Annotated in this window: 26 protein-coding genes, 2 tRNA genes and 1 pseudogene; 14 read left to right on the forward strand and 15 right to left on the reverse strand. The window is 62.1% G+C overall.

Annotated features, from left to right (window positions below; translation table 11 throughout):
- Positions 1–16: 16 nt before the first annotated feature.
- Both EYW42_RS03735 and EYW42_RS03740 read right to left on the reverse strand, forming a co-directional pair.
- Positions 17–517, reverse strand: coding sequence for a metallophosphoesterase (locus tag EYW42_RS03735; protein ID WP_135533904.1), 501 nt, complete (start codon positions 515–517; stop codon positions 17–19).
- 130 nt (positions 518–647) lie between these two features.
- The gene (locus EYW42_RS03740; protein ID WP_135533905.1) at positions 648–1,742 is read right to left on the reverse strand and encodes a phosphotransferase family protein; all 1,095 of its coding nucleotides are present in this window, start codon (positions 1,740–1,742) and stop codon (positions 648–650) included.
- 84 nt (positions 1,743–1,826) lie between these two features.
- Between EYW42_RS03740 and EYW42_RS03745 the strand changes: the two genes are divergently transcribed.
- A complete protein-coding gene (locus tag EYW42_RS03745; protein WP_135533906.1) occupies positions 1,827–2,528 on the forward strand; it encodes an SDR family oxidoreductase in 702 nt (233 codons plus the stop codon).
- Between the two features lie 95 nt (positions 2,529–2,623).
- Here the strand turns inward: EYW42_RS03745 and EYW42_RS03750 are convergent, their stop codons facing one another.
- Positions 2,624–3,835, reverse strand: a complete 1,212-nt coding sequence (locus EYW42_RS03750; RefSeq protein WP_135533907.1) for a phosphoglycerate kinase — start codon at positions 3,833–3,835, stop codon at positions 2,624–2,626.
- A 6-nt stretch (positions 3,836–3,841) separates the two neighbouring features.
- Complete coding sequence (gene gap / locus EYW42_RS03755) at positions 3,842–4,927, reverse strand: type I glyceraldehyde-3-phosphate dehydrogenase (protein ID WP_135533908.1); 1,086 nt, start codon at positions 4,925–4,927, stop codon at positions 3,842–3,844.
- A 291-nt stretch (positions 4,928–5,218) separates the two neighbouring features.
- On the opposite strand from gap, the gene EYW42_RS03760 reads away from it, so the two are divergent.
- Positions 5,219–6,232, forward strand: coding sequence for a type II glyceraldehyde-3-phosphate dehydrogenase (locus EYW42_RS03760; RefSeq protein WP_135533909.1), 1,014 nt, complete (start codon positions 5,219–5,221; stop codon positions 6,230–6,232).
- Between the two features lie 99 nt (positions 6,233–6,331).
- Positions 6,332–6,730 (forward strand): Hsp20/alpha crystallin family protein, encoded by a 399-nt coding sequence (locus EYW42_RS03765; RefSeq protein WP_135533910.1) that lies wholly within the window; start codon positions 6,332–6,334, stop codon positions 6,728–6,730.
- Between the two features lie 59 nt (positions 6,731–6,789).
- Here the strand turns inward: EYW42_RS03765 and EYW42_RS03770 are convergent, their stop codons facing one another.
- From EYW42_RS03770 to EYW42_RS03780, 3 genes are all read right to left on the reverse strand, one after another.
- Positions 6,790–7,680 (reverse strand): ATP-grasp domain-containing protein, encoded by an 891-nt coding sequence (locus EYW42_RS03770; RefSeq protein ID WP_135533911.1) that lies wholly within the window; start codon positions 7,678–7,680, stop codon positions 6,790–6,792.
- Between the two features lie 72 nt (positions 7,681–7,752).
- Entirely contained in the window at positions 7,753–8,283 is a 531-nt protein-coding gene (locus EYW42_RS03775; RefSeq protein ID WP_135533912.1) for a 50S ribosomal protein L16, read from the reverse strand.
- A 338-nt stretch (positions 8,284–8,621) separates the two neighbouring features.
- Complete coding sequence (locus tag EYW42_RS03780) at positions 8,622–8,852, reverse strand: TrmB family transcriptional regulator (RefSeq protein WP_135533913.1); 231 nt, start codon at positions 8,850–8,852, stop codon at positions 8,622–8,624.
- Between the two features lie 216 nt (positions 8,853–9,068).
- On the opposite strand from EYW42_RS03780, the gene EYW42_RS03785 reads away from it, so the two are divergent.
- Together EYW42_RS03785 and EYW42_RS03790 are read left to right on the forward strand one after the other, a co-directional pair.
- Positions 9,069–9,668 carry a DUF6663 family protein gene (locus EYW42_RS03785; protein WP_135533914.1) on the forward strand — a complete coding sequence of 200 codons (600 nt, stop codon included), beginning with the start codon at positions 9,069–9,071 and terminating at the stop codon, positions 9,666–9,668.
- Between the two features lie 51 nt (positions 9,669–9,719).
- A complete protein-coding gene (locus EYW42_RS03790) occupies positions 9,720–10,076 on the forward strand; it encodes a CHY zinc finger protein (RefSeq protein ID WP_237561267.1) in 357 nt (118 codons plus the stop codon).
- A 35-nt stretch (positions 10,077–10,111) separates the two neighbouring features.
- Here the strand turns inward: EYW42_RS03790 and EYW42_RS03795 are convergent, their stop codons facing one another.
- Both EYW42_RS03795 and msrB read right to left on the reverse strand, forming a co-directional pair.
- Entirely contained in the window at positions 10,112–10,321 is a 210-nt protein-coding gene (locus EYW42_RS03795) for a hypothetical protein (RefSeq protein ID WP_135533915.1), read from the reverse strand.
- A gap of 107 nt (positions 10,322–10,428) precedes the next feature.
- Positions 10,429–10,842, reverse strand: coding sequence for a peptide-methionine (R)-S-oxide reductase MsrB (gene msrB / locus EYW42_RS03800; protein ID WP_135533916.1), 414 nt, complete (start codon positions 10,840–10,842; stop codon positions 10,429–10,431).
- A gap of 104 nt (positions 10,843–10,946) precedes the next feature.
- Between msrB and EYW42_RS03805 the strand changes: the two genes are divergently transcribed.
- The 6 genes from EYW42_RS03805 (at position 10,947) to EYW42_RS19400 (ending at position 15,608) form a co-directional block, all read left to right on the forward strand.
- Positions 10,947–11,240, forward strand: a complete 294-nt coding sequence (locus tag EYW42_RS03805) for a hypothetical protein (RefSeq protein WP_135533917.1) — start codon at positions 10,947–10,949, stop codon at positions 11,238–11,240.
- Positions 11,241–11,296: 56 nt separating this feature from the next.
- Positions 11,297–12,529, forward strand: a complete 1,233-nt coding sequence (locus EYW42_RS03810; protein WP_135533918.1) for a cation:proton antiporter domain-containing protein — start codon at positions 11,297–11,299, stop codon at positions 12,527–12,529.
- Positions 12,530–12,785: 256 nt separating this feature from the next.
- Positions 12,786–13,109 (forward strand): DUF2892 domain-containing protein, encoded by a 324-nt coding sequence (locus EYW42_RS03815; RefSeq protein WP_135533919.1) that lies wholly within the window; start codon positions 12,786–12,788, stop codon positions 13,107–13,109.
- Positions 13,110–13,227: 118 nt separating this feature from the next.
- Entirely contained in the window at positions 13,228–14,031 is an 804-nt protein-coding gene (locus EYW42_RS03820) for an HpcH/HpaI aldolase family protein (RefSeq protein WP_135533920.1), read from the forward strand.
- Positions 14,032–14,358: 327 nt separating this feature from the next.
- Entirely contained in the window at positions 14,359–15,378 is a 1,020-nt protein-coding gene (locus tag EYW42_RS03830; protein WP_135533921.1) for a tyrosine-type recombinase/integrase, read from the forward strand.
- Between the two features lie 80 nt (positions 15,379–15,458).
- A complete protein-coding gene (locus EYW42_RS19400) occupies positions 15,459–15,608 on the forward strand; it encodes a hypothetical protein (RefSeq protein ID WP_161972904.1) in 150 nt (49 codons plus the stop codon).
- 136 nt (positions 15,609–15,744) lie between these two features.
- Here EYW42_RS19400 and EYW42_RS20060 read toward each other — a convergent pair whose 3' ends face one another.
- The 5 genes and pseudogenes from EYW42_RS20060 to EYW42_RS20280 all read right to left on the reverse strand — a co-directional run bounded on the left by EYW42_RS20060 (position 15,745) and on the right by EYW42_RS20280 (position 20,379).
- Positions 15,745–16,236, reverse strand: a complete 492-nt coding sequence (locus tag EYW42_RS20060) for an FxLYD domain-containing protein (RefSeq protein ID WP_135533922.1) — start codon at positions 16,234–16,236, stop codon at positions 15,745–15,747.
- 955 nt (positions 16,237–17,191) lie between these two features.
- Complete coding sequence (locus EYW42_RS03845; protein WP_135533924.1) at positions 17,192–19,045, reverse strand: hypothetical protein; 1,854 nt, start codon at positions 19,043–19,045, stop codon at positions 17,192–17,194.
- A 687-nt stretch (positions 19,046–19,732) separates the two neighbouring features.
- A tRNA-Phe gene (locus EYW42_RS03850) sits at positions 19,733–19,806 on the reverse strand.
- Between the two features lie 78 nt (positions 19,807–19,884).
- Positions 19,885–20,211: pseudogene (locus EYW42_RS03855) on the reverse strand (GNAT family N-acetyltransferase); the annotation flags it as partial.
- A 33-nt stretch (positions 20,212–20,244) separates the two neighbouring features.
- A complete protein-coding gene (locus EYW42_RS20280) occupies positions 20,245–20,379 on the reverse strand; it encodes a hypothetical protein (RefSeq protein WP_259371273.1) in 135 nt (44 codons plus the stop codon).
- A 92-nt stretch (positions 20,380–20,471) separates the two neighbouring features.
- On the opposite strand from EYW42_RS20280, the gene EYW42_RS20285 reads away from it, so the two are divergent.
- Positions 20,472–20,597 (forward strand): hypothetical protein, encoded by a 126-nt coding sequence (locus EYW42_RS20285; RefSeq protein WP_259371274.1) that lies wholly within the window; start codon positions 20,472–20,474, stop codon positions 20,595–20,597.
- On the opposite strand, the gene EYW42_RS03860 is transcribed toward EYW42_RS20285, so the two are convergent.
- Positions 20,579–20,652: transfer RNA gene (locus EYW42_RS03860), tRNA-Val, on the reverse strand. The genes EYW42_RS20285 and EYW42_RS03860 overlap by 19 nt on opposite strands.
- A gap of 83 nt (positions 20,653–20,735) precedes the next feature.
- On the opposite strand from EYW42_RS03860, the gene EYW42_RS03865 reads away from it, so the two are divergent.
- Together EYW42_RS03865 and EYW42_RS03870 are read left to right on the forward strand one after the other, a co-directional pair.
- Positions 20,736–21,389 carry a DUF192 domain-containing protein gene (locus EYW42_RS03865; RefSeq protein WP_135533926.1) on the forward strand — a complete coding sequence of 218 codons (654 nt, stop codon included), beginning with the start codon at positions 20,736–20,738 and terminating at the stop codon, positions 21,387–21,389.
- Entirely contained in the window at positions 21,386–21,655 is a 270-nt protein-coding gene (locus tag EYW42_RS03870; protein ID WP_135533927.1) for a DUF7538 family protein, read from the forward strand. The genes EYW42_RS03865 and EYW42_RS03870 overlap by 4 nt, the downstream gene beginning before the upstream one ends.
- The last annotated feature ends 29 nt before the right edge of the window (positions 21,656–21,684 follow it).

A 21,684-nucleotide genomic window follows, 5' to 3' on the forward strand; every position in this document is an offset into this window, starting at 1 on the left:
TGCGCGGGGCGGGAGGTTAGTCCTTGTCTTCTATCCGCTCGAACGCGACCTCGCCGGCGTCCGTATCGAGGACGGCGACGTGGAGCGGTTCGGGCGCGGGCGGGATCGAGATGCCACCCGGATTGATCCGGACGGTTCCACCCTCCTCGTGAGCGCACTGGTGGGTGTGCCCGTGGAGGACGTAGTCGTACTCGCCGCACTCGACCAGCGCCTGCACGATGGGCATGCTGGTGCCGTGATACACCGCGAGGTCGGTGCCGCCGAGCGTCAGTTCGGCCATCTCGCCGTGGTACGTGCCGAACGCCTCGACCGCCGCCTGCAGGTTCCACTCGCCGTCGTTGTTCCCCCGGACGGCGTGGAACTCCCACGCCTCGCGCTCGAACGGCGTCGCGGAGAACGGCGCAACGAAATCGCCGCAGTGGACGACGGCGTCGACGTCCTCGCGCTCGAAGTGTTCGACCGCCCGCTCGACCACGTCGACGTTGTCGTGCGTGTCGGAGACGATGCCGATTCGCATGTGCGCCGGTACGGCGACGGCCGGGAAAAGCGTGGGCGGTCGCTAACTGCGAGCGGTGGCGGCGTAGAAAGTGGTAGAGTTCGACGTGAACTCGCCCGTGAGACGGAGAGAGCCACTGATACCGACTCGCCTAAAGCCGGAACTCCCCGCTGGCGATACTATCAGCTATCAGCGCCATGTAATCGACGTACGGCTCCCAGTCGGACTCCGCCCCGGCTTCTATCTGGTGGCGGTGGAGATCCTCCCAAACAGTCGCGAGCGTAAACGCCGCGAACGCTCGGTAGAACCGCTCGTTTTCGAACGACATCCCCGTCTCGTCCTCGTACCGAGCGACGAGGTCCCGTCGGCTGGGACTGCCCGGTTCGTTGGTGAACGGAGCGAGCCCACGGTCGTTGGTTTCGTTCAGGTCCTGTATTACGTCCTCGTTCGAACATCGGTCCCGAATTCCGGCAAGTGACGGCGTCGGGTCGCCGTCGTCTCGCCACCGGAGCAGAAGGTATCCGAGTTCGGTCAGCGGGTCGCCGAGAAACGCCGTTTCCCAGTCGAGAACACCGGTGATCTCGGGCCTGTCCGTCCCCCCGAAGAGAACGTTGCTCGGCCGGTAATCCCCGTGGACGAGGGCCGTCTCGGTGTCCGACGGGACGTTGTCCCGAAGCCAGTCCGCGACATCCCAGAGTGCGGGGGGATCGTGTCCGGTCACCCGGGTCGCATTGCCGAGTTGGTCGATGACGCGTTCGACCTGTGCCTTCGTCGTCTGCCGTTCACACACGTCCGCGAACTGCTCCGCGTCTACCGTGTGGATCTCGGCGAGCGTATCTGTCAGGACGGTGGCGATCCGGTCGCGCGCTGCCGTGTTTCGAAACCGTTCGGGCGGTGCGGAACCCAGTGGGATCGTCTCTCCGTCGAGATACGTCATCACCAGAAACGGGGCATCGATATCCGGGTTGTCCTCGCAAATCAGGACCGGTTCCGGAGCGGGTACGGCGGTCTCTCCGAGCAGTTGCAACACACTGTACTCCTGACGCAACTCGTTAAACGACTCCGTGTGTCTCAGCTTGTTCGGCCGTCGCAGAACGTATGCTGACTCGTCCTCGGGTGTCGAGATCACGATGGACAGATTGAGCCCATCGTGAACTACCTCGGTTTCGACCCCGCCCACGTCTAATTCGCTCGAAAGGAACGTTTCGAGTTCGGCCGTGTCGATATCCGTCCCCGTCTCAGTCATAGTCGACGTGGATTACTATATCACATAAAACGACTCCGTTCGTGGAGCGGAGACGTTTATCAGGAGGCACTCTACATGGCAGATATGGATTTGGCTGACAGGACAGCAATAGTGACCGGGGCGTCGTCGGGAATCGGCGAGGCGACGGCAAGGGCGCTTGCACGCGAGGGCTGTGCCGTTGCGCTGGTGGCCCGTCGCGAGGACCGACTGGAGGAGATCGCCGACGAGATCGAGAACGGGAGAGCGCTCGTCGTTCCGACCGACGTCGCCGACGAGGACGAGGTCACAGCGATGGTCGAGGAGACGCGGGACGCGTTCGGTAGCGTCGATATCCTCGTCAACAACGCCGGCGTGCTCCGATCCGACCCGGTCGCGGACGCTGACAGGGCTGACTTTCGGCGGCAGGTCCGGGTCAACCTGCTCGGGGTGATGAACACGACTCACGCCGCGTTGCCCGCCATGCTCGCGTCGGACGGGGGTGACATCGTCGCCGTGTCTTCGATGAACGCTCGCTATCCCGCTGAGGGCGGGAGCGCCTACACTGCGTCGAAGTTCGGCGTCAACGGGTTCTGCCGGTCCCTCCGGAAGGAGATGTCCGAGGAGAATGTCCGGGTGACGATCGTCATGCCGGGACCGGTCGCCAGCGAGATGAACGACTGGGAGGAGTGGGACGGCCGGGCGCTGAACCCGTCCGACGTGGCGGAGGCGATAACGTTCGCTGTCTCCCGTCCGGACCACGTCGAAATACCGGATATCACGGTCAACACGACGGATAAGATCGGGTGACCGGAACAGAGCCCCGCCTGAATCCATTCGGTTCCGCGGACGGTACCCGTGGGTGATCGAACTCCCAGCGGCTGGGATCCGATCGCTCGGCGCGCTCACTCCTGACGCAGTGCCTCGACGGCCGCGAGCGGTTCCCCGGTGAGTGCGCGGAGATACGCGCCGCCAGCGATCGAGAGGTGGTCGAAGTTCTCCTCGCCCAGGTCGTACATCGTGACGGTACGGGAGGTGTCGCCGCCGCCGACGACCGAGAAGCAGTCGGAGTCGGCGACTGCGCGGAGCACTTCGATGGTCCCGTAATTGAACCGCTCGTCCTCGAAGACGCCGAGCGCGCCCTTCACGAGGACGGCCTCGGACTCCTCGATGTGGGGAGCGTACGTCTCGACGGTGCCGTGGCCGACATCCATGTAGGAAACTGACTTTTCGTCGATGTCGTCGACGTCGTGTTCGGCGCGGTCACCGCTCTCGTCCTCGTACGCCATGTCCTCGGGGAGCGCGATACGGTCGCCGTACTCGTCGAGCACGCGCTCTATGATCGCCTCGTTTTTCTCGTAGTTGTCGTCGTAGAGGCCCGTACCGTCAGGGAGATCGTAGCCGACCGGATAGCCCGCCGAGCGGAGAAACAGTTCGCCGACGACGCCGCCGAGCAGGAACTGGTCGACCGTCTCGTCCAGGTGGTCCATGGCGGCGATGACGTCCTCGGCTTTGGTGCCGCCGAGCGCCATCGTCACTTTGCCGTCGAAGTCGCGGCGTTCGATGCTGGTGTTGTACTCGTACTCGTCGACCATCACGCGGCCGGCGTAGGCGTCCATCGCCTGCGGGAAACCGACGATAGAGGCGTGTGCGCGGTGGGCCGCGGAGTAGGCGTCGTTGACGTAGGCGTCGAACTCCGGCGCGAGCGTCTGTACGAACTCGCTCCGGGCGTGGTCCTCGGGCGAACGGTCGCCCAACTCCTCGTCTTCGAGAAAGCGGACGTTCTCCAGCAGGAGAACGTCGCCTCTCTCGGTGTCGTCGATGGCGGACAGGGCGTCGTCGCCGTACACGTCGTCCACGAACGAGACCGCACGGTCGAGATGGGAGGCGAGCACGTCGGCGTGAGATTCCAGCGAGACGAACGTATCTCGGCCCGGACGGCCCTGGTGAGCCATCAGGACGACTGCGTGGCCGTCGTCGACCAGTTCCTGCACCGTGTCTGCGTGACGCTCGAACCGGCGGTGGTCCTGCGCGCGGCCGTCTTCGATAGGCGCGTTAAGGTCGAGGCGGACCAGCAGTCGCTGATCGGGCGCGAGGTCGTCGAGAGTTTGGAACATTCGGACTCAGGCCGAAGGCTCAACCTCTGCGGACTTGTCCGTTTCCTTCTCGCTGACGAGCCCGGCGACGTCTAGCATCCGATTCGCGAAGCCGTACTCGTTGTCGTACCAGGCGAGTACCTTGATCAGGCCGTCTTCGGCCTCGACTTCCATCGTCGACTGGAGGTCGACCAGCGACGAGAAGGGAACGCCGACGATGTCGCGGGAGACGACCTCGTCTTCGGTGTAGCCGAGAACGCCTTCCAGGTCGTCGCGGGCGGCCCGCTTGAACGCCTCGTTGACCTCCTCGGCGGAGGCGTCCGCTTCGAGGTCGACGGTGAAGTCCGTGATGGAGCCGTCGGGGACGGGGACGCGCATCGCCATGCCGTCGAGTTTCCCGGCCAGTTCCGGCAAGACTTCCGTCGTCGCCTTCGCGGCACCGGTCGACGTCGGGACGATGTTCTCCGCTGCAGCGCGGCCACGTCGGGTCTTCGCCTTCGGCCCGTCGATGAGGTTCTGGGACCCGGTGTAGGCGTGGACCGTGGTCAGCATGCCGGACTCGATGCCGAACTCCTCGTCTAACACCTTCGCGACGGGGGAGACGCTGTTCGTCGTACAGGAGGCGTTCGAGACCACGTCCTCGCCCTCGTACTCGTCGTCGTTGACGCCGTAGACGATCGTCTTGACCTCCGTCTCGCCCTTCGGCGGAGCGGAGATGACGGCTTTGTCCGCGCCGGCCTCGACGTGTTTGTACGCGTCGTCGTAGGTCCGGAAGAGACCGGTGCACTCGAAGGCGACGTCGACGTCGTACTCGTCCCACGGGAGCTTTGCGGGGTCCTTCTCGGAGAGGAGCGGAACGGAGAGGTCGCCGACGGTGAGTTCGTCGCCGTCGAGGTCGACGCCGTCGAGCGTGCTGTGAACGGTGTCGTACTCCAGGAGGTACGCCATGTCCTCGCTGTCCATCACGTCGTTGATGCCGACGACCTCCGCGCCGGCCGTGTCCATCGCCGCCCGGAAGACGTTCCGGCCGATGCGACCGAACCCGTTTAGCCCGATTCTGATGGGATCGGCACTCTCCGCGACCGTACGCGTAGCATCTGAATCTTTACTCATATCTGAATAATAGAGGGCGGGCAGTAAAGTATTTATCCAACAAACCGGCGATCTGAGAGCTCTCGAAGCTATCGAAAGACAGTCAGGTGTTCCGCGGTCGACGACGAGAGTCACGACGCCCACACCGAGAAAAGTTCGGATAGGTAATATTTATTTCATAGGGAGTAGTTAACTTGCATCGATAGAAGGCCGGCTACGTCCCCTGAATTCCCCCGCCACTACTCAATTTCGAGTTAAAATCTATCATATTGACACGAAAAGGTTATCCCCATCAACGTCGGAGGAGGTCATATGCTCCATGTGGGCATCAACGGGTACGGCACTATCGGGAAACGCGTCGCGGACGCCGTCCAGGCGCAACCGGACATGGAAGTCCACGGCGTCGCGAAGACGTCGGCGGACTTCGTCGCCGAGAGTGCCGACCGCGCCGGTTACTCGCTGTACGTAGCGGGTGCCGACGGGGTGGGAGAGTTCGAGACGGCCGGTCTCGACGTCGACGGAACCGTCGATGACCTCGTCGCCGAAAGCGACGTCGTCGTCGACGCGACGCCCGGCGGCATAGGTGCAGAGAACAAACCGCTGTATGAGAACCACGACACGCCGGCGCTGTTCCAAGGGGCCGAAGCGCCGGACGTCGCCGAAACCAGTTTCAACGCCCGCGCTAACTACTCCGAAGCGCTCGGCGAGCAGTACGTGCGGGTCGTCTCCTGCAACACGACCGGACTGTCGCGCCTTCTCGCACCGCTGTACGAGGCGTACGGTGTAGAGCAGGTCCGCGCGACGCTCGTCCGCCGCGGCGGCGACCCCGACCAGTCGAACCGCGGTCCGATCGACGACATTCTCCCGGACCCGGTCGAGTTGCCGTCCCACCACGGTCCGGACGTTCAGACGGTTTTCCCGGACCTCGACATTCACACCGCCGGGCTGAAGGTCCCGTCGACGCTGATGCACGTCCACAGTATCAACGTCCAGCTCGGCTCCGCGCCCGACGCCGCCGAAGTGAAGGAGTTGCTGGCCGACGAGTCTCGGCTGTTCCTCGTCCCCGAAGGGATGCGGATCGACGGTCCCGGCAAACTCAAGGAACTCGCTCGGGACGTCGGCCGCCCGCGAGGTGACATCTGGGAGAACTGCATCTGGGAGGAGTCGATAACGATGGAGGACGACGAGCTGTTCCTCTTTCAGGCGATCCACCAGGAGAGCGACGTCGTCCCGGAGAACGTCGACGCGCTCCGTGCAGTGTCCGAACTCGCCGACGCCGAGGAGAGCATCGAGCGAACGAACGAGGCGCTCGACCTCGGCATCTGAGCGCGGCCCGGACGCCGATTCTGGTTTCTGCGTCGTCAGTGTCTGGCGACATCCGCGACTGACAGAAGGTTTTTGCCCGCGCTGTCCCTACGGTGTCGTATGCGACGCGACGACCGCGACGAGCCTTTCGACGACCTGTTCCGGGAGATAGAGCGGATGATGAACGAGATGATGGGTGCCGGCACCGGTAGTGCCGACATGCGTTTCGAGAGTTCGGCCGGGTTCGGATCCGACACCCACGTCGACATCCACGAGACCGACGAACAGATCCGCGTCGTCGCGGACCTGCCCGGCGTGGAGAAAGACGACATCGAACTCCAGTGCGACGGAAAGGTGCTCACCATCAGCGCCGCCAGCGAACGCCGCGAGTACGACGAGCGCGTCTCGCTCCCCGTGCGGGTCGACGAACACTCCGCATCGGCCACCTACAACAACGGCGTCCTCGAAGTGTCGTTCGATCGCGCGGGCGACGACTCCGCCGACATCGACGTTAACTGAACTCCCCGGCAGAACGGTATCCGAAGTCGCCGTCAGCATCCGTCCGCTCCGAACCGCCGTCAGACGAGGTCTCTGATCGCGGTTGCTATCCTGTCGTAGAAGTCCGGTCGATACTTCGTCGCCGCGTCTATCGTCGGCCGGGCGTTCGTCTCGTTGACCACCGTCCGGTCAGGCGTGACGAGGAGGTCGACCCCGAGGAACCGAACACCGAGCGTCGCCGCCGTCCGCTCTGCGAGGCGGCACAGTTCCGCGGACAGGTCAACTCCCTCGGCGACTGCCCCCCGGTGGACGTTGTGTTTCCACTGCCCCGCCGCCAGCGCGTCCCCCGGAAGGCGGCGCTCGACCGCGCCGACGAACTCGCCGTCGACGACCATCGCCCGGTAATCCGTCGCCTCGGGCAGGTACTCCTGGACGAGAAACGTCTTGTCGCCGGTCGCTCGGTAGTCGTGGACCAGGTCGAGATAGTCGACGACGCCGAGAAAGGAGTCGAGGTCGTGCGCTTTCGCCACGCCCGCGCCGCGGGTCGCTGAGTTCGGCTTGACGACGACGGGCGGGTCGAACCGTTCGAACGCGTCGACCAGGTCGGCCCGGTCGGCAGGGTTCGACACCATCACCGTCTCGGGAACGGGCAGTCCCGCTTGACCAAGTTCCGCTATTACAGCGCCCTTGTTCCGCGACGTGAGGACGGCCTCACGGCCGTTGAGCCACGGCACGTCGAGGAGGGCGTCGACGGCACCGCCCTCCATTATCCGGCCCGGGAACACGAATCCGGCATCGAACCCGTCGGGAGCGAACCGGCCGTCGTCGGTGGCGTCGAACGGATCGTCGCCGGTCAAAGCGATCGCTCGTTCGCGCGCCGGGACGTGAACGGCCTCGATACCGCGTTCTTCGAGGGGGTCGGCCATCCGCTCGAACGTCTCTTCGCGGTTGGCGACCGCCAGTCGTAGCATAGCGGTACAAACGACTACGGGACGAAAAAACCGCGTGAAAACGGGTCGCGATTCCGCGGCGAACAGTCGCGTCTACGAGATGAGTTCTTCCTCGCCGCGCTCGACGACGATGCGACACGGCGGGGAGATCTTGTTGTAGGCGCGGCGGAACGCTTCCTTGGCGACGTCCGCGTCCTCGACCTCGCACCAGACGGTGAAGATGCGCTCGTCGTTCTGGATACGGGCGGCGGTGCCGACGATCTTCCCGAAGGCCTGGCGCATCCCGTCGGAGACACGGTCCGCACCCGCACCGGTCGCCTGCTTGTTCTCCCGGATGACGTGGTGGGGGAACTTCCGCAGGATCATCTTGTAGTTCTCCTGTCCGACCTCCTTGAGCATGTGGCGGTTGGCCGACAGGCGAGCGGCTTCCATCGAACCGTGGCGGAGTTGGACCTCTTCCTCGACTTCGAGGCTGATCTGAACGGGGTAGTCCTCGGGGTCAGTGTCGGCGTTCCCCATCTTGTGCTGTGCGATCTTCGATCCGGGAATGCCGGTGATGTACTCGCGTCGCGTGTACGGTGGCTTGTCGATGTTCCGGTACATCGAGGCTGGCTTGTCTGACATGGTTATTACAGGGTACTGAGGCTGACCGCGCGAATAAACCCTTCGAAGCCGTACTGTCAACGGGTCTCGGCGCGCGACGACTGACGAAACAGTACTGACGGCTGTCCGACAGTGTATCAACGACGAAACCGACGCAGTACGGTCGGAAACGGGGTCCCGCGAACGGGTACGGGGCGACGGGAAAAAACGGGCGTCAGTAGGCAATAGGTTCGCGCTCGCGGGTCGACGACATCGTTCGACAGCGCGTGTCGAACGGGCGTCTCATAGGGATTTCTGTAACTGTGTCCCGATGTTTGCCGACCCCGCTCGGCGAGATACCGAAACGAATTGCGATCCCCTCAGGCCGGCGCGACGGTGTCGCCGTGCTTCTCGGCGAACCCGTGGGTCGTCAGCGTATTGAGGATGCCGAACAGGGTGATCTTCTGCATGTCCAGTGCGGACTGGAGGTCATCTATAGACGTTTCGCCCGTGACCGACAGCTGAAGGTAGACGAGTTTCGCGCGGGGCGAATCGAGTTCGGCGGGGATCGACTGAACGGATCTGCTCTGGAAAGCCTGTTGCGTGCTCATTGTGTCTCGTCTACGAGTGCAACGTGATGGTATAAGAGCCTATGTTGCAGTGAATTAATACACCAATGATCGATTCCGTGTGATTATATGTCTTGAAGGGAGGAGACATATCCCCCGATTATGGAAGGAAAATAAATAAATAGAGTCCGAGTTGTCTGCAGTTTACTCGGGAGTCGACGCGACGAGTCTTTAGGAGACGGACGACAACCATCCGACGTGCAACCGAGTACGAGCGGGCGGTTCCGGGTGCTTGAGGGGACGCGAGAGGGCGACGAGTGGCTGTTTCTCGACGTGGATACGATGGACCCGACCTACGTGTCGAAGACGGGCCACGGCGACGCCCAGTCCGCGGTCGACGAACTCGAACCCGGCTATCGGATCGACGCCACGATAGCGTGGGAGGACGAGACTCCACGGGTGGCCGACATCGACGTACTGGACCGGACGGTGATCGAGTTCGTCGATGGCGCGGACACAGTCTTCGACGCCGCCCGGGAGACCTGGCGGGACGCCCGCGCGGACGGTGCCGGGATGAACGCGGACGTGACCTACAGCACGGACGGCGAGGCGAACGGCGTCGTCTACACGTTCGCCGAACAGGGCGGCGAACACGACCTGTTCGGCGAGTTTCGGGACGGGATGCGACCGCTCGAACCACTGATCGACCGCCTCGCTGACGGCGAGGAACGGCCGTTCGAGGTGTTCGTCATCCGCCCCGCCGCAGACCCGTTCGTCATCGTCTACCTCACGATAGAGAAAGGCGGACTGCTTGCCGACACGGTCCGCGATACCTACGACTGTCCGCGCACGGAATGACGGAGAGTTTACGACCGTGACGGAGCACGCGATGGGCAGGGGATCACAACCGTGACGCAGCGAGAAGTGTCGGTTACAGTCGGCGGTGAGACAGTCCGCGGCGTCGAAGTGGACCACGAAACGCGGTGTATCCATTACGACGGCCCGAGAGACGTGGTCGCGCTACAGTTCGCCTGCTGCGGCGCGTACTACCCCTGTTTCCGCTGCCACGAGGCGGTCGCCGACCACGATATCGAGCGGTGGCCGCGCGACGCGTTCGACGAGGCGGCGGTTCTGTGCGGCGCTTGCGGGACGACGCTTTCCGTTCGGGCGTATTTATACTGCGATGACGCGTGTCCGCACTGCGGCGCTGCGTTCAATCCGGGGTGTGCGAACCACTACGACCGATACTTCGACATCACAGAGTGAACGGTCAGCGGTGTCGCATTCAGAGGACGGAGACGTTAGGCGGTTCCGGCGACGGCTGCGAGCGCCGCTGTTCTCAGCCCCGACTCGGTCCCTTCCGTGCCGGGAGCGGGGAACCACGTCGGCGGCGGAAGCAGTCCCGCCGCGACCGCGAGAGCGTACAGCAGGAGGATAGCGAGGACGACCAGCAGGAACGCCATCAGATACCGGAACACGCCGCCGGATTCGGTGGGGCTGGGAAGATCCATACGGGATCGTCCCCCGTGAATTTCCTTATGGGTTCGTACCCCTCACTCAAGGGAGTGATCGCCGGCCCGGCAGGCGAGAATCCGGGGCTACACAGTGAAAGTGGGAATTACTGATCGCCGTCGAAGTCGAGCGAAGCGGAGTTGACGCAGTAGCGCTTTCCGGTCGGGTCCGGCCCGTCGTCGAAGACGTGGCCCAGATGGCCACCGCAGCGAGCGCAGACGATTTCGGTCCGCTCCATGCCGAGACTGGTGTCGGGACGGGACTCGATACGGTCGTCGTCGACGGCGTCCCAAAAGCTCGGCCACCCGGACCCGGACTCGTATTTCGTCTCTGAATCGAACAGGTCGGCACCGCACCCGGCACAGGCGTACGTCCCGTCCGCTTTCTGGTCGAGGTACTCGCCGCTCCCGCGCGGTTCGGTCCCGCCCTCTCGGAGCATCTCGTACTCCTCGTCGGTCAGTCGTTCGCGCCACTCCGCCTCGGACTCCGGCAGGTCGTCGGACGCTGTGTCGTTCGGCATGCTCGTGCGTAGGGTCCCTGAAGACATGGGTGTTGTGCCGGTCTCCGCGGCCAGACGCGACCACGCGGTGTGCGTTTTTGCCGGTTCGCGTCGAACAGTCGGACATGGACGTAAACGACGCACTTCGGGAGATAGACGCCGCGAAAGACGGGGCGCTCACCGAGGCCGCCAGGCGGAAGTCACAGTACGACCACCGACGACAGGCGTACAAGAAGGCGCTCCGCGAAGCGCGAGCGATCGCCGGCGATGACGCGGCGCGCGAACTCGCCGACTGGATCGAGGCGACGATCCGGGACGAAAAGCAGTTGCCGCGTGCGCGGGAGGTGCGACAGAAAGGTGCCGACATCTGCCGGGACCGCGGCAAAGAGGTGTCTACCGGGTCCTGGCTCGGCGCGTAGCGGCACTGGAGCGAACCACACGGACCGTTTAGTCACTGAACGGCGAAACACGGACGATGGAGGCGTTGAACGTCGGACTGACGGTTATCGGGGGTCTGGCACTGGTACTCGGCCTGTTTTCTGGGATGTTACAGAGTAGGGTGTACGTCCTCTCGGCTCCGATGGCTGCCACGCTGGTCGGGGTCGCGGTCGGACCGCAGGGATTCGACCTCCTGACTCTCGCCCGGTTCGGCGATCCGTTGGCGATACTCGAGCAGTTCGCGCGATTCACCGTGGCGATAGCCGTGATGAGCATCGCGTTGCGCATCCCCGACGACTACTTCCGGCGGCAGGCGCGGTCGCTCGGAACGATACTCGTCGTCGGAATGACGTTCATGTGGCTCACGAGCGGACTGCTGACCTATCTCGTACTCGACCTGCCGCTTTGGGTCTCGCTCCTCGTCGGCGCGGCCGTGACGCCGACGGACCCCGTTATCGCGAACACCATCGTCACCGGCGGGACAGCCGCGGAGAACATCCCGAAAACCGTCCGGAACTTCCTGTCGGGCGAAGCGGGAGCCAACGACGGCGGTGCGTACCCCTTCGTCTTTCTCGCCATCTTCGCCCTGTCGCACCCGGCCGAGACGGTAGCCGTCGGCTGGCTGACCGAGACGTTGCTCTGGGAAGTCGCCGGTGCAGTGGTGATCGGTGTCCTCGTCGGAGGCGTCGCGGGCGCGGTAGAACGCTGGACGAGCGAGCAGGAGTATCTGGACGACACGTCGTTGCTCACGGTGACCGTCGGGCTCACGTTCGCCGTACTTGGAACGGTGAAACTGCTCGGGAGCGACGGGATCCTCGCGGTGTTTGCAGCCGGGTACATCTACAGCGTCCTTGTCGACCCGGCCGACGAGATCGAGGGACAGCGGTTTCAGGAAGTCGTCAATCAACTGTTCACCGTCCCCGTGTTCGTGCTCTTCGGGATGGCCGTACCCTGGGCCGCGTGGGAGTCGCTGGGCGCGTCCGGCCTCATACTCGTCGTCGCCGTCCTCCTATTCAGGCGGCTACCGATGGTCTTCGCTCTGTGCCGGTGGTTGGACCCGCTCGATGGTCGACGCAATGCCGCGTTCGTCGGCTGGTTCGGCCCTATCGGCGTCGCCGCCGTCTTCTATGCGACCCTCGCCGTTCGACACACCGGACATCGGTCAGTGTGGGACGTCACGAGCCTGATCGTCGCCGGGTCGATAGTCGCTCACGGGTCGACGGCGACGCCGCTGACCCTGTGGTTCGGCGACCGAAACGGGGAGAAGTGATCGGGAAGCAGGGCTTTGGTCCGGCCGGTCGAACGCCCGATATGTCCGACGTCGACGACGAGTACGACGCCGCGTACGCTGAACTGCGCGCGTTCCGCCGGCAGATCTAGTTCCGCTTTCTCACGCGGACCGGTTTCTGCCGACGCTCGTGGCCGGACGCCCGGAAACGCGAACCGTCGTCTCCGCCACTTGCGCGGATCTCGCGTATCGACCAGGATGAATGAACTTCAAGGACACGGAGCCCGATCTACGAGATATGGAGTTGAGCAAGGAGATCGAAGATCGTGACCGGCTGGCTCGGACACTTCTCACTGTCGTTCTCGGTGCCGTAGCGCTCAGGTCGTTTCGGAAGGGGAAGCGATTGACCGGGGCGCTTGCGGGCGTCGGAGCGGTCGCGGTCGGATATACAGCGACGAGTGAATCTGAGGGGCTGGAAGCGGAGATCGGTATCGAAACGGACAGCGAGGACGTGGAGCTACGCTGTTCGGCCTGTGGCGAACCGATAGTCCCGGGGCAGTCGCGGCGGCCCGATGAGAACAACGAGATCGTTCACGAGGCCTGTATGGAAGTCACCGAATAGGCGCTCGGGTGTCGACACGCTCCCCCGATCGACGCGAGAGCGACCTCTGTGCGTCCTGAGAACTGTCAACACGGACCGGCTCCACTACGTTTATCGAAACCGGGAGTGTCGTCGGTCCATGGGGAACGCACAACCGACGAACGACCTCGCAGCGACGCTGAACGATGGGGAAGTCGCAGTGGGCCTGCTCGACAACACGTACAGTCCATCGCTCGTGGAGTTTTACGGCGAACTCGGGCTCGACTTCGTCTGGCTCGACTTCGAACACGGCGGCCCGGATCCGTGGGACGCGGGAACGGTCGAGGATCTTCTGCGCGCGGCCGAGCGGACGGGCGTCGAAGCACTGGTCCGACTTCCCGACACCGACCCGACGCTGGTCCGGAAGGCGCTGGATCTCGGCGTCAGGAACGTGTTTCTCCCGCGCGTGGAGACGGCGGCGGAGGTCCGCGAGGCGGTCCGGTCCGCGCGGTTCCGGTACGACGACGGCGCAGGTGACCGCGGTCTTGCCGCTCCACGGGCACGGCGTTGGGGGCTCGCCGACGACTACGTCGAAACCGAGGACCGCGAAACGCTCGTGGGCGTGACGATCGAAAACCGGGAATCGGTCGAGAACCTGGACGAAATCCTTGCCGTTCCGGAACTGGGATTCGTCTTCATCGGCCCGCTCGACCTCTCAGTGTCGCTCGGACACCCGGGCGAGGTCGACCACCCCGATGTGCAGGACGCCGTCGAGACGGTCCGTTCAAGAGCCGTCGACGCGGACGTCCCCGTCGGCGGCCTCGGCTTCGGGATGGACGACGTGAACGAAAAAGCGTCGAACGGCTACCAGATCCTCAATCTCGGAAGTACGACCGGTGCACTACAACAGACCGTCAGCGGCTGGCTTGACGACTACGAGGGCGAGCGGTCGGGAAGCGAATAATCGAGGTTGCCGCTTGACTTTACGGAGAAGGGACTGATCTCCCGATTACGATTCGGTCGTGATAGAAATGCCGCCTCCCGGACTGTGAACTTCCGAAAGACTCACTTCGCTCGTCTTTCGATTTCCCGCTCGCTGCGCTCGCGGGAACGGGGACAGCTCGATCTTCAGTCGGGTGCGAAAGCTACTCGAATGGAAATCGTGTAGAATCTGGATGCCGCCTCCCGGATTTGAACCGGGGACAGCGTCGCCCTCCGGCGGTTTGCGTCCCCGTACTGACTATGGCGGCGCGCTCGGTTCCGACGCCGATTGGGTGTTCCGGTGGTCGAAATGAATCAGGACGAACTCGAACCCATGACGCCGGAACGCGCCAAGAAGATGTACCTGAACGCCCGCAAGGGTGAAGTATCGCAGTCAACCCTCGACGGCTACCACTACCGTCTCAAGCACTTCATCCGGTGGTGCGGCGAGAAGGGTATCGAGAATATGAACGACCTGTCCGGGCGGAAACTGCAAGAGTTCCGAACGTGGCGGCGCGACGATGGCGACCTGAAGCCCGTGACCCTCGAAGGGAACCTCGACGCGCTTCGCGTGTTCATCCGGTGGTGTGAGTCCATCGACGCCGTCGAACAGGGTCTACACGAGAAGATAATCATGCCGACGCTGTCGAAGGAAGACGAGCAGGCCGAGAGCATACTCTCGACCGAGCAGGCCGAATCCGTCTTGGAATACCTTCGGCAGTATGAATACGCGACTCGGGGCCACGCTATCATCGAACTGCTGTGGCACACGGGGATTCGCCTCGGTGCGCTTCACGCGCTCGACCTGAAAGACTACGACAGCGAGCGTGAGACGCTGGCACTTCGCCACCGACCCGAGACGGGGACGGCGCTGAAGAACGGGAAGGAAGGCGAGCGTATCGTCGCTCTGAACGGGAACGTGTGTAGCGTCATAGGGGGCTACATCGAACACAACCGGCCCGAGTCCCGCGACGACAGTGGTCGGAAACCCCTGTTCACGAGTCGCTACGGTCGCCTCTCGCGCACGAACGTCCGTGAAACCGTCTACAAGGTCACGCGCCCCTGCTACTACGGCGTCGAGTGTCCCCGTGGACGTGACCCCGATACCTGCGAGGGGACGCATTACGACAGTTACAGCAAGTGTCCGGTGAACGTCTCGCCACACGACATTCGCAGGGGCAGTATCACGAATCACCTCTCGGAAGACGTACCCGAGAAGGTCGTCAGCGACCGGATGAACGTCGGCCCCGACGTACTCGACAAGCACTACGACAAGCGTACCGAGGAACAGAAAACCGAGACTCGTCGGGGGTACATCGAGGGGGTGTAGCCCAAAGACCGACTGAACGCTCTCCTTCTCGACGCTCTGCTTGCCCAGACATACTTGTCGCCGGGGACGTACAACGATGTATGGACGAACAAGACGAATCTCCCGAGGTTAGTCTCCCTGCAGACGAAGCCGACCTGCTTGCCAAACTTGAAGACGAGCGCGGTCGGGAACTCACCGAGGAAGAGACGAACTTGGCCGTCGCGCAGGCCCGGCTTATCGGGGACTTGTAACGAGGGCGAACTGCGACCACCCTATTTAAAACTTAAACCACTCCCCCGAAAGCCACAGTCAGATTTGTCCCGATAATCGAACATTCAGAGAGAGGCAGAGAGGGGCTGAGGGGGTGAACGAGCAAGAGCCGAAGTGCTATAGGGACGTGCCAGCCCGAATCTCGTAGTCGGTGATTGCGGCGGCGTCTTCACCGATACCGGGGAACTGTACCTCGAACGCCCACTTTTCGCCTGCTGACCAACCGTTGATATTGTCCAAGAACGACTCTGCCAGGGTGTCGCCTTCGTAGAACTTCACTTCGACCTCGGCATACGAGAGTTCGCCACCACTGGCGTTCTCGGCCTCGCCTTCGACCTTCACGCTTTCAGCAGGACCGCCCTCGTCTTCGCGGACCATCTCGTGCGACAGCAGTTCTATGTCGTTCGAGGACCCGTCGCCGCCGTTGCCGCCACTGGTGGTGTCGCCGCCGTTGTTGTTCCCACCACCGTCGTTACCGTCGCCACCGCTGTTTCCGTCGCCGTTGCCTTCCTCGAAGTCTCCGGATTCGCTTTCCGAACAGCCCGCGAGGGCGAGGGTACTAACAGTCGTTCCGATTGTTGCGAGGTATCGCCTTCTGTTCAGTTCCATACCAGTTCATAGCACCGTACTGACAGGGCATCAAAGTTGTGTCCCAAACTCAAAGTTTGGTTTTCCACTATTCGGCGTAGTCACGACTCGTAGGCGTGTTTTCACTCCCAATGCGATTATCGGCGGGATGGATGGTTGCGGCTGATGACCGCATTCTCGAATATCTATCTGAGAGCGAGACGGGAACTCCGAAGCAAATGGCTGACAGCGGTGCCGTTCGCTTCAGCCGGTCGTACATTACGCAACGGTGCAAGAAGTTACTCGACTATGGCCTGATTCGTCATCTTGGAAACGGGGTTTATATCATTAGCGACAAAGGCCAGCAGTACCTTGACGGCGAACTCGACGCGGCGGAACTTGAGTCTGACAAGGACTAATCAGAGGTAGTTCACAGACCGCGAAAAATACGCTATTGCGACTTTCAAGGGTAGCCATGACACCAGAGGAACAAAAGTATGTACCGCCCATCTTGGAACACGGTCGCCACCCGAGCAACCAGACTACCCGAAACCATTGACCCCCCGGCAGTCCCCCCGTGGCCCCGACGACCCCACCAGTTTCCCTGTCGGCCACCCGGGCTGGCCCGCCCAACCGGCCCTACGGGTGTCCCCCGTGTCTCATGGTGTCGTCAATGGTCACAGAGATACAGCCACACGACTCTCGCCATTGGCGACCGAGTGAGACGACCTGTCCCCCTGCCGGGACGACACCCACCACAGAGGTTGTGCTGACGAACGTGTCTGACTTTCGGCGGTGGCCGTGGCGAAACGGTTATCTCCTTCGGACGGGTGGTCGATTTCGAGGTGTGGGTGGGGGGTCAGAGAATCGAACCCCCCGAAGGGGGTCGGCTTTCAAATTTCATCCCTCGATTGGGGATGGGCAAAGCACGACGACGAGAGTTCATCCTCAATGTCTCTTACCGTACTATACTACTGTAAGAGAGATTGAGGTTGAGTTAGGCCACCCACGAATACTCGTCTGGTTCACGACCTTCGGTAGCGTGCTTGGCGACCCACCCCTGTTCAGTGAACAAATTTCTTGCGCGTCGCGCGGTGTTCTCGGAAACGTCTGCTCCGGTCTGAATATCGGTCATTTTGGCCCGGCTACCATTCTTGTCCCGAAGATACCGGGCGACCTCTCTTTGACCGCTCGCATTCCCGGAGAGAATGTTCGTCGGGGACGCTTGGGTAACGAGTTGGGTGTTCCGTAGCCATACGAGTCGAGTGTTTCGTAGCCATTCGGGGGTAGCGGTCGTGTTCAAAACTACTGTAGCATTTCGGCTGTCGAAGCGAGTCGCCCACTTCCCCACACGGGACTCACTGAATTGGCTTCGAATCTCGTCACCGGTTTGCCCGAACGACTGATTCTGATTACGAACCGATTTTCCCGCGAGCGCACCCCACAGTTGGAACTCTTTAGTTTTTGGACGGGGCGACCCGTTGACAATAATGAGCGGAGCGTCGTCGGTAATGACTGACTCGCCTCGACCGTACTGAATCCCGTCCTTGGCGTCGTCCTTGAGCAAGGCAGGCTGTTTCGACCGGTAGCGTCCGAGCGCGTTCTTGGTACTGACGACCAAGGGACGCTTTCCGAACTCGGCGGTCGCCCATATAGCGATACTCGCGTCTCGTCCCGGCGTCACATTCTTGCTCCCATACGGTTTCCGGCTTGTTGCGGTCTGAACTACCTCGACGCCCATTTCGTCCCGAAGGAACTCGGCAGTCTCGGCGTCAGAGTATACACGCTGGTGGTCGAAATTCACTCCGTAGTAGGTTCGCCACATCCACGGCGTCGGGGCTACGTCAAACGCGACGACGCTCTTGGCTTTGGAATAGTCTGGTACCTTGAGAACATATAGAGTGTCGTCCTCTGGCGTTTCACCCGGCTCTCGAACCACCCGGTGTCGTTGGTAGTCAAGTCCGGCGACCTCGAAGGGATTCCGGCCACCAACTGCATTATATGTCAGGGTAGGCGTCGCCCACTTTGAATTGTATCGGTGGTGCGAGGTTTCCCACCCGTTCGGAAGTTCTTGCGAGCGAACTAACCCAAACAGAGCAAGCGGTGCTAAATGATGGCCGTCCTTGTCGATAGCATAGCCGAACTCTTCGTCGTCTGTAGACGGGTCGATTGCCCCGTCCGCATAGTCCCAGATAGACGGCGCACGGTCTGAATCTCGGTTCCGAATGAAATCGTGGTATCCGGTGAACTCGGTGTTCGTGTCGAGGTAGGAGTCGACCGCGTGTGGCGGGTTCTCTATTTCGGTAATGTAGGCGTCCCCACGAAGGGCACAGGTGAAGACAACGCGCTCTTCGAGAAGACTGCTAATGTAGGCGTGGCGTGGATTGGCGAGAACGACCTGTTCGGTGAACTCGGGGCGCTTCCAACTGGTGAACGGGCAGTTCGGACAGCATGGCAAATCCCGAGTCTTGTGAAGCCGCCCGAGAGGAACCCCCTGTTCGAGAGCCGCCTCGACTTGCTCTTCTACAGCGTCACCATGTTGGCCGTTATATGATGGACACCTCGAATATGGCGAACTGATTTCTCGCGTCGAGAGATTGAGCGCACGACAGCGTCGTTTCATCCGCTTCAGTTGCGTATCAGTCGGCGCAATGAAGACGATTAGTAGGTTGTGAGCGTCTACGAGTTCGGGAATGAGTCGTTCCGGATGAACGGTCGGGGTCGGTTGGACGAGAACGTTCTCGCCCTGCTGTGGCCCTCGTAGCAGGAGTTCCTTCGTCTTGGCAACGGCGTGCTTTCGGCTGATTATGCTGTTCGATAGGCTCTTACCGCTCGGATTCGTAGTAGCCATGTCTGGTGTTGACCACCGACACCCGGCGTCACCGGCGAAAGGGAATCCACAGTTCCCTTCATTTCCATCCTATCGGATTACCCTCATAGTGGCTCGTCCGGTTGTCGATACTGTAAGTAGTCTATTCTGCCGTAAATGGCTTTTGCAGGCGCTCTATTCCCCATTTGGGAACGATTCCTGATAGGGATATTGAGAGCGCGACCGAGGCAGACCAGATACCCGGTCTATGTTTAGGATAGTCTGAACTCTCGACCGCTCTCGAAGCCACTGAACGGCTCACAAGAACCCATAGAAGTGACGCCCCAATCTACTCGATACGTCTCCGACCTTCTCACGACAGGCTGTCGGCGCTCTGATTGGACTCTGGTGGCATTGGTTCCCGTCGCACTCGCACGTCAAGTCCACGTAGGATTAACCAACGATACACAGAGACTCGGTCGTCTGTTGGTTAACAGCGTTCCCAACATTCTCGAAATACCCTCGTATCGCCTTGTTCAGAGGCGCTGACCCGCGTATTCATTCCGGAATCGGGAAAGGACTGAAAGGGCCACGGCACGTACAATGTAATGGAACGCCCGACGGCGAAGGGTGCGCCCGGTTCCCGGTTCAAATCTTACCGAGAATCTCGGGGGCAATACCGCCGAAATCCGCCGCTATACGGTCAATACGGGACGAACCGGAGAAGAATGCCGCCTCCCGGATTTGAACCGGGGACAGCTCGATCTTCAGTCGAGTGCTCTCCCAGTCTGAGCTAAGGCGGCGCGCACTCACTTCTCGGTCGATGTAGGCAAAAAGGATTTCGAAACGCTACGCCGAACGGCGATTCGGGACAGAACCGGTCAGAGCCGACCGCGGAAGACGTGTTCCCGGTACGAACGTCCGCCGAGTTCGGCAGTCTGGGTTTCTTCGCGTTCGTATCCCATGGCGCGGTAGAACTCGATACCGAGGTCGTTTTCGGCGAGGACGCGTATCCAGACCTCCCGGACCCCTTCGGCGGCCAAGAACTGTTCGGCAGCGTCCAGAAGGCGAGACCCGACGCCATTGCCCCAGTACTCGGGATGGACGTAAATGCTCGACAGGTGTCCGATCCCTTCCGTTCCAGCGGTGCTGCCGCTCGCGTACCCCACCACGTCGTCGTCGACGGCGACGAAGTAGCCGACCGAGGTGTCCGTGACGGCCCGTTCGACCGCTACCGGCGATTACCACTCGGAGAGGCACTGTTCTCGCGTTTCCGCGGCCAGTAGGTCGTCGTACGCCGCCTCCCACGCCGCATGGGCGACGCGACGGACGCCCGCCACGTCGTCGGTCGTCGCGGGACGGACCTCAACGCTCATTGGTGGTGCTTCGATGGCCGACAGGAAAGCGTTAGGGGTCACAGAAGAGGCGGCGAAGGTGTTTTGTCCATCGGCGTGGACACCATCCAGTCATGGGAGACCGCGCCTGCTACCGCGACTACTGTCCGGAGTGCGACGCGCAGGTGACTATCGTCGACGAGAAGTGTCCCGACTGCGGGGCGGTCGTACGCGAAGAGAGTGGGCTTGAGCGGAGTTGAACCGCTGATCTCGGCCTTGTAAAGGCCGCGTCATGACCAACTAGACCACAAGCCCGCATCCGTTGCAAGTCCCTCGCGAGGAATAACGTTTTCTTTCTCGTCGGAACCACTTAGGGCCCCGAGAGTGACCGTTCGGACATGGAACGCAGGCAGATCCTGAACGTCGCCGGGGTCCTCGTCGTCGTCGCGCTGCTCGGCGGATTCGCCGTCCAGGCCGGGTTCGTCGAAAACCCCTTCGCCGAAGACCGCGACCAGGCGACGGTGACGGTCCGAGATGGGGGTAACGAGACCACGGAAAACGGCGGCGAGAACGGCAGGGACGGCGACGACGAGGTACTCGCCGTCGTGGACGCGGAAGTCGCGGACACGCAGTCGGAGCGGATCACGGGATTGAGCGAACACGACTCGCTGGACAACGGGTCCGGAATGCTGTTCGTCTACGACGATGAACAGGACCTGACCTACGTCATGCGCGAGATGGACTTCGGTCTCGACATCATCTTCATCGGCGAGAACCGGACTATCACGTCTATCCACGATGCGCCAAAGCCGGGACCGAACGAAGACGGCGAGGAACAGAAGTACAGCGGTCGGGGGAAGTGGGTCCTCGAAGTGCCACGGGGATACACTGACGCGAACGACATCGACGAGGGAGACACCATCGAGATAGAGTACGGAAACGGAACAGCGAACCAGAGCGAGAACGCGACTGTAAACGTGAGCCAGAATACGACCAGCACCACCGGGGAGTCTCTCGAACTCGCCGAGCGGGAGGCAGTCAGACGATCATGACCGACCCAGTCAATGCCCTCGCGACACAGAAAGGGTGGAAAGCGGAGGAGTTCGCGGCGCGAGTCCACTACGAAGGTGCCGACGACCGGTACAGTATCGAGTACTACGAACCGAGCGAATGCGTCCTCTACTGGAAAGTGAAAGGGGACGGGTCGACTGCGGTGCCGGTCGCCAGAGAGTCCGTCCCGTCGCCGTTACGGGACCGCATCCGACAGGATCTAGTCGAGGCCGGCATCGACCCCGAAGTCGAGTCCCGGACGCTGTAGTGTTTCGGTTCGAAACAAATCTCTTTTAC

Origin of the sequence: Halostella pelagica, from assembly GCF_004762015.1 — an archaeon.
GTDB lineage: Archaea > Halobacteriota > Halobacteria > Halobacteriales > Natronoarchaeaceae > Halostella > Halostella pelagica.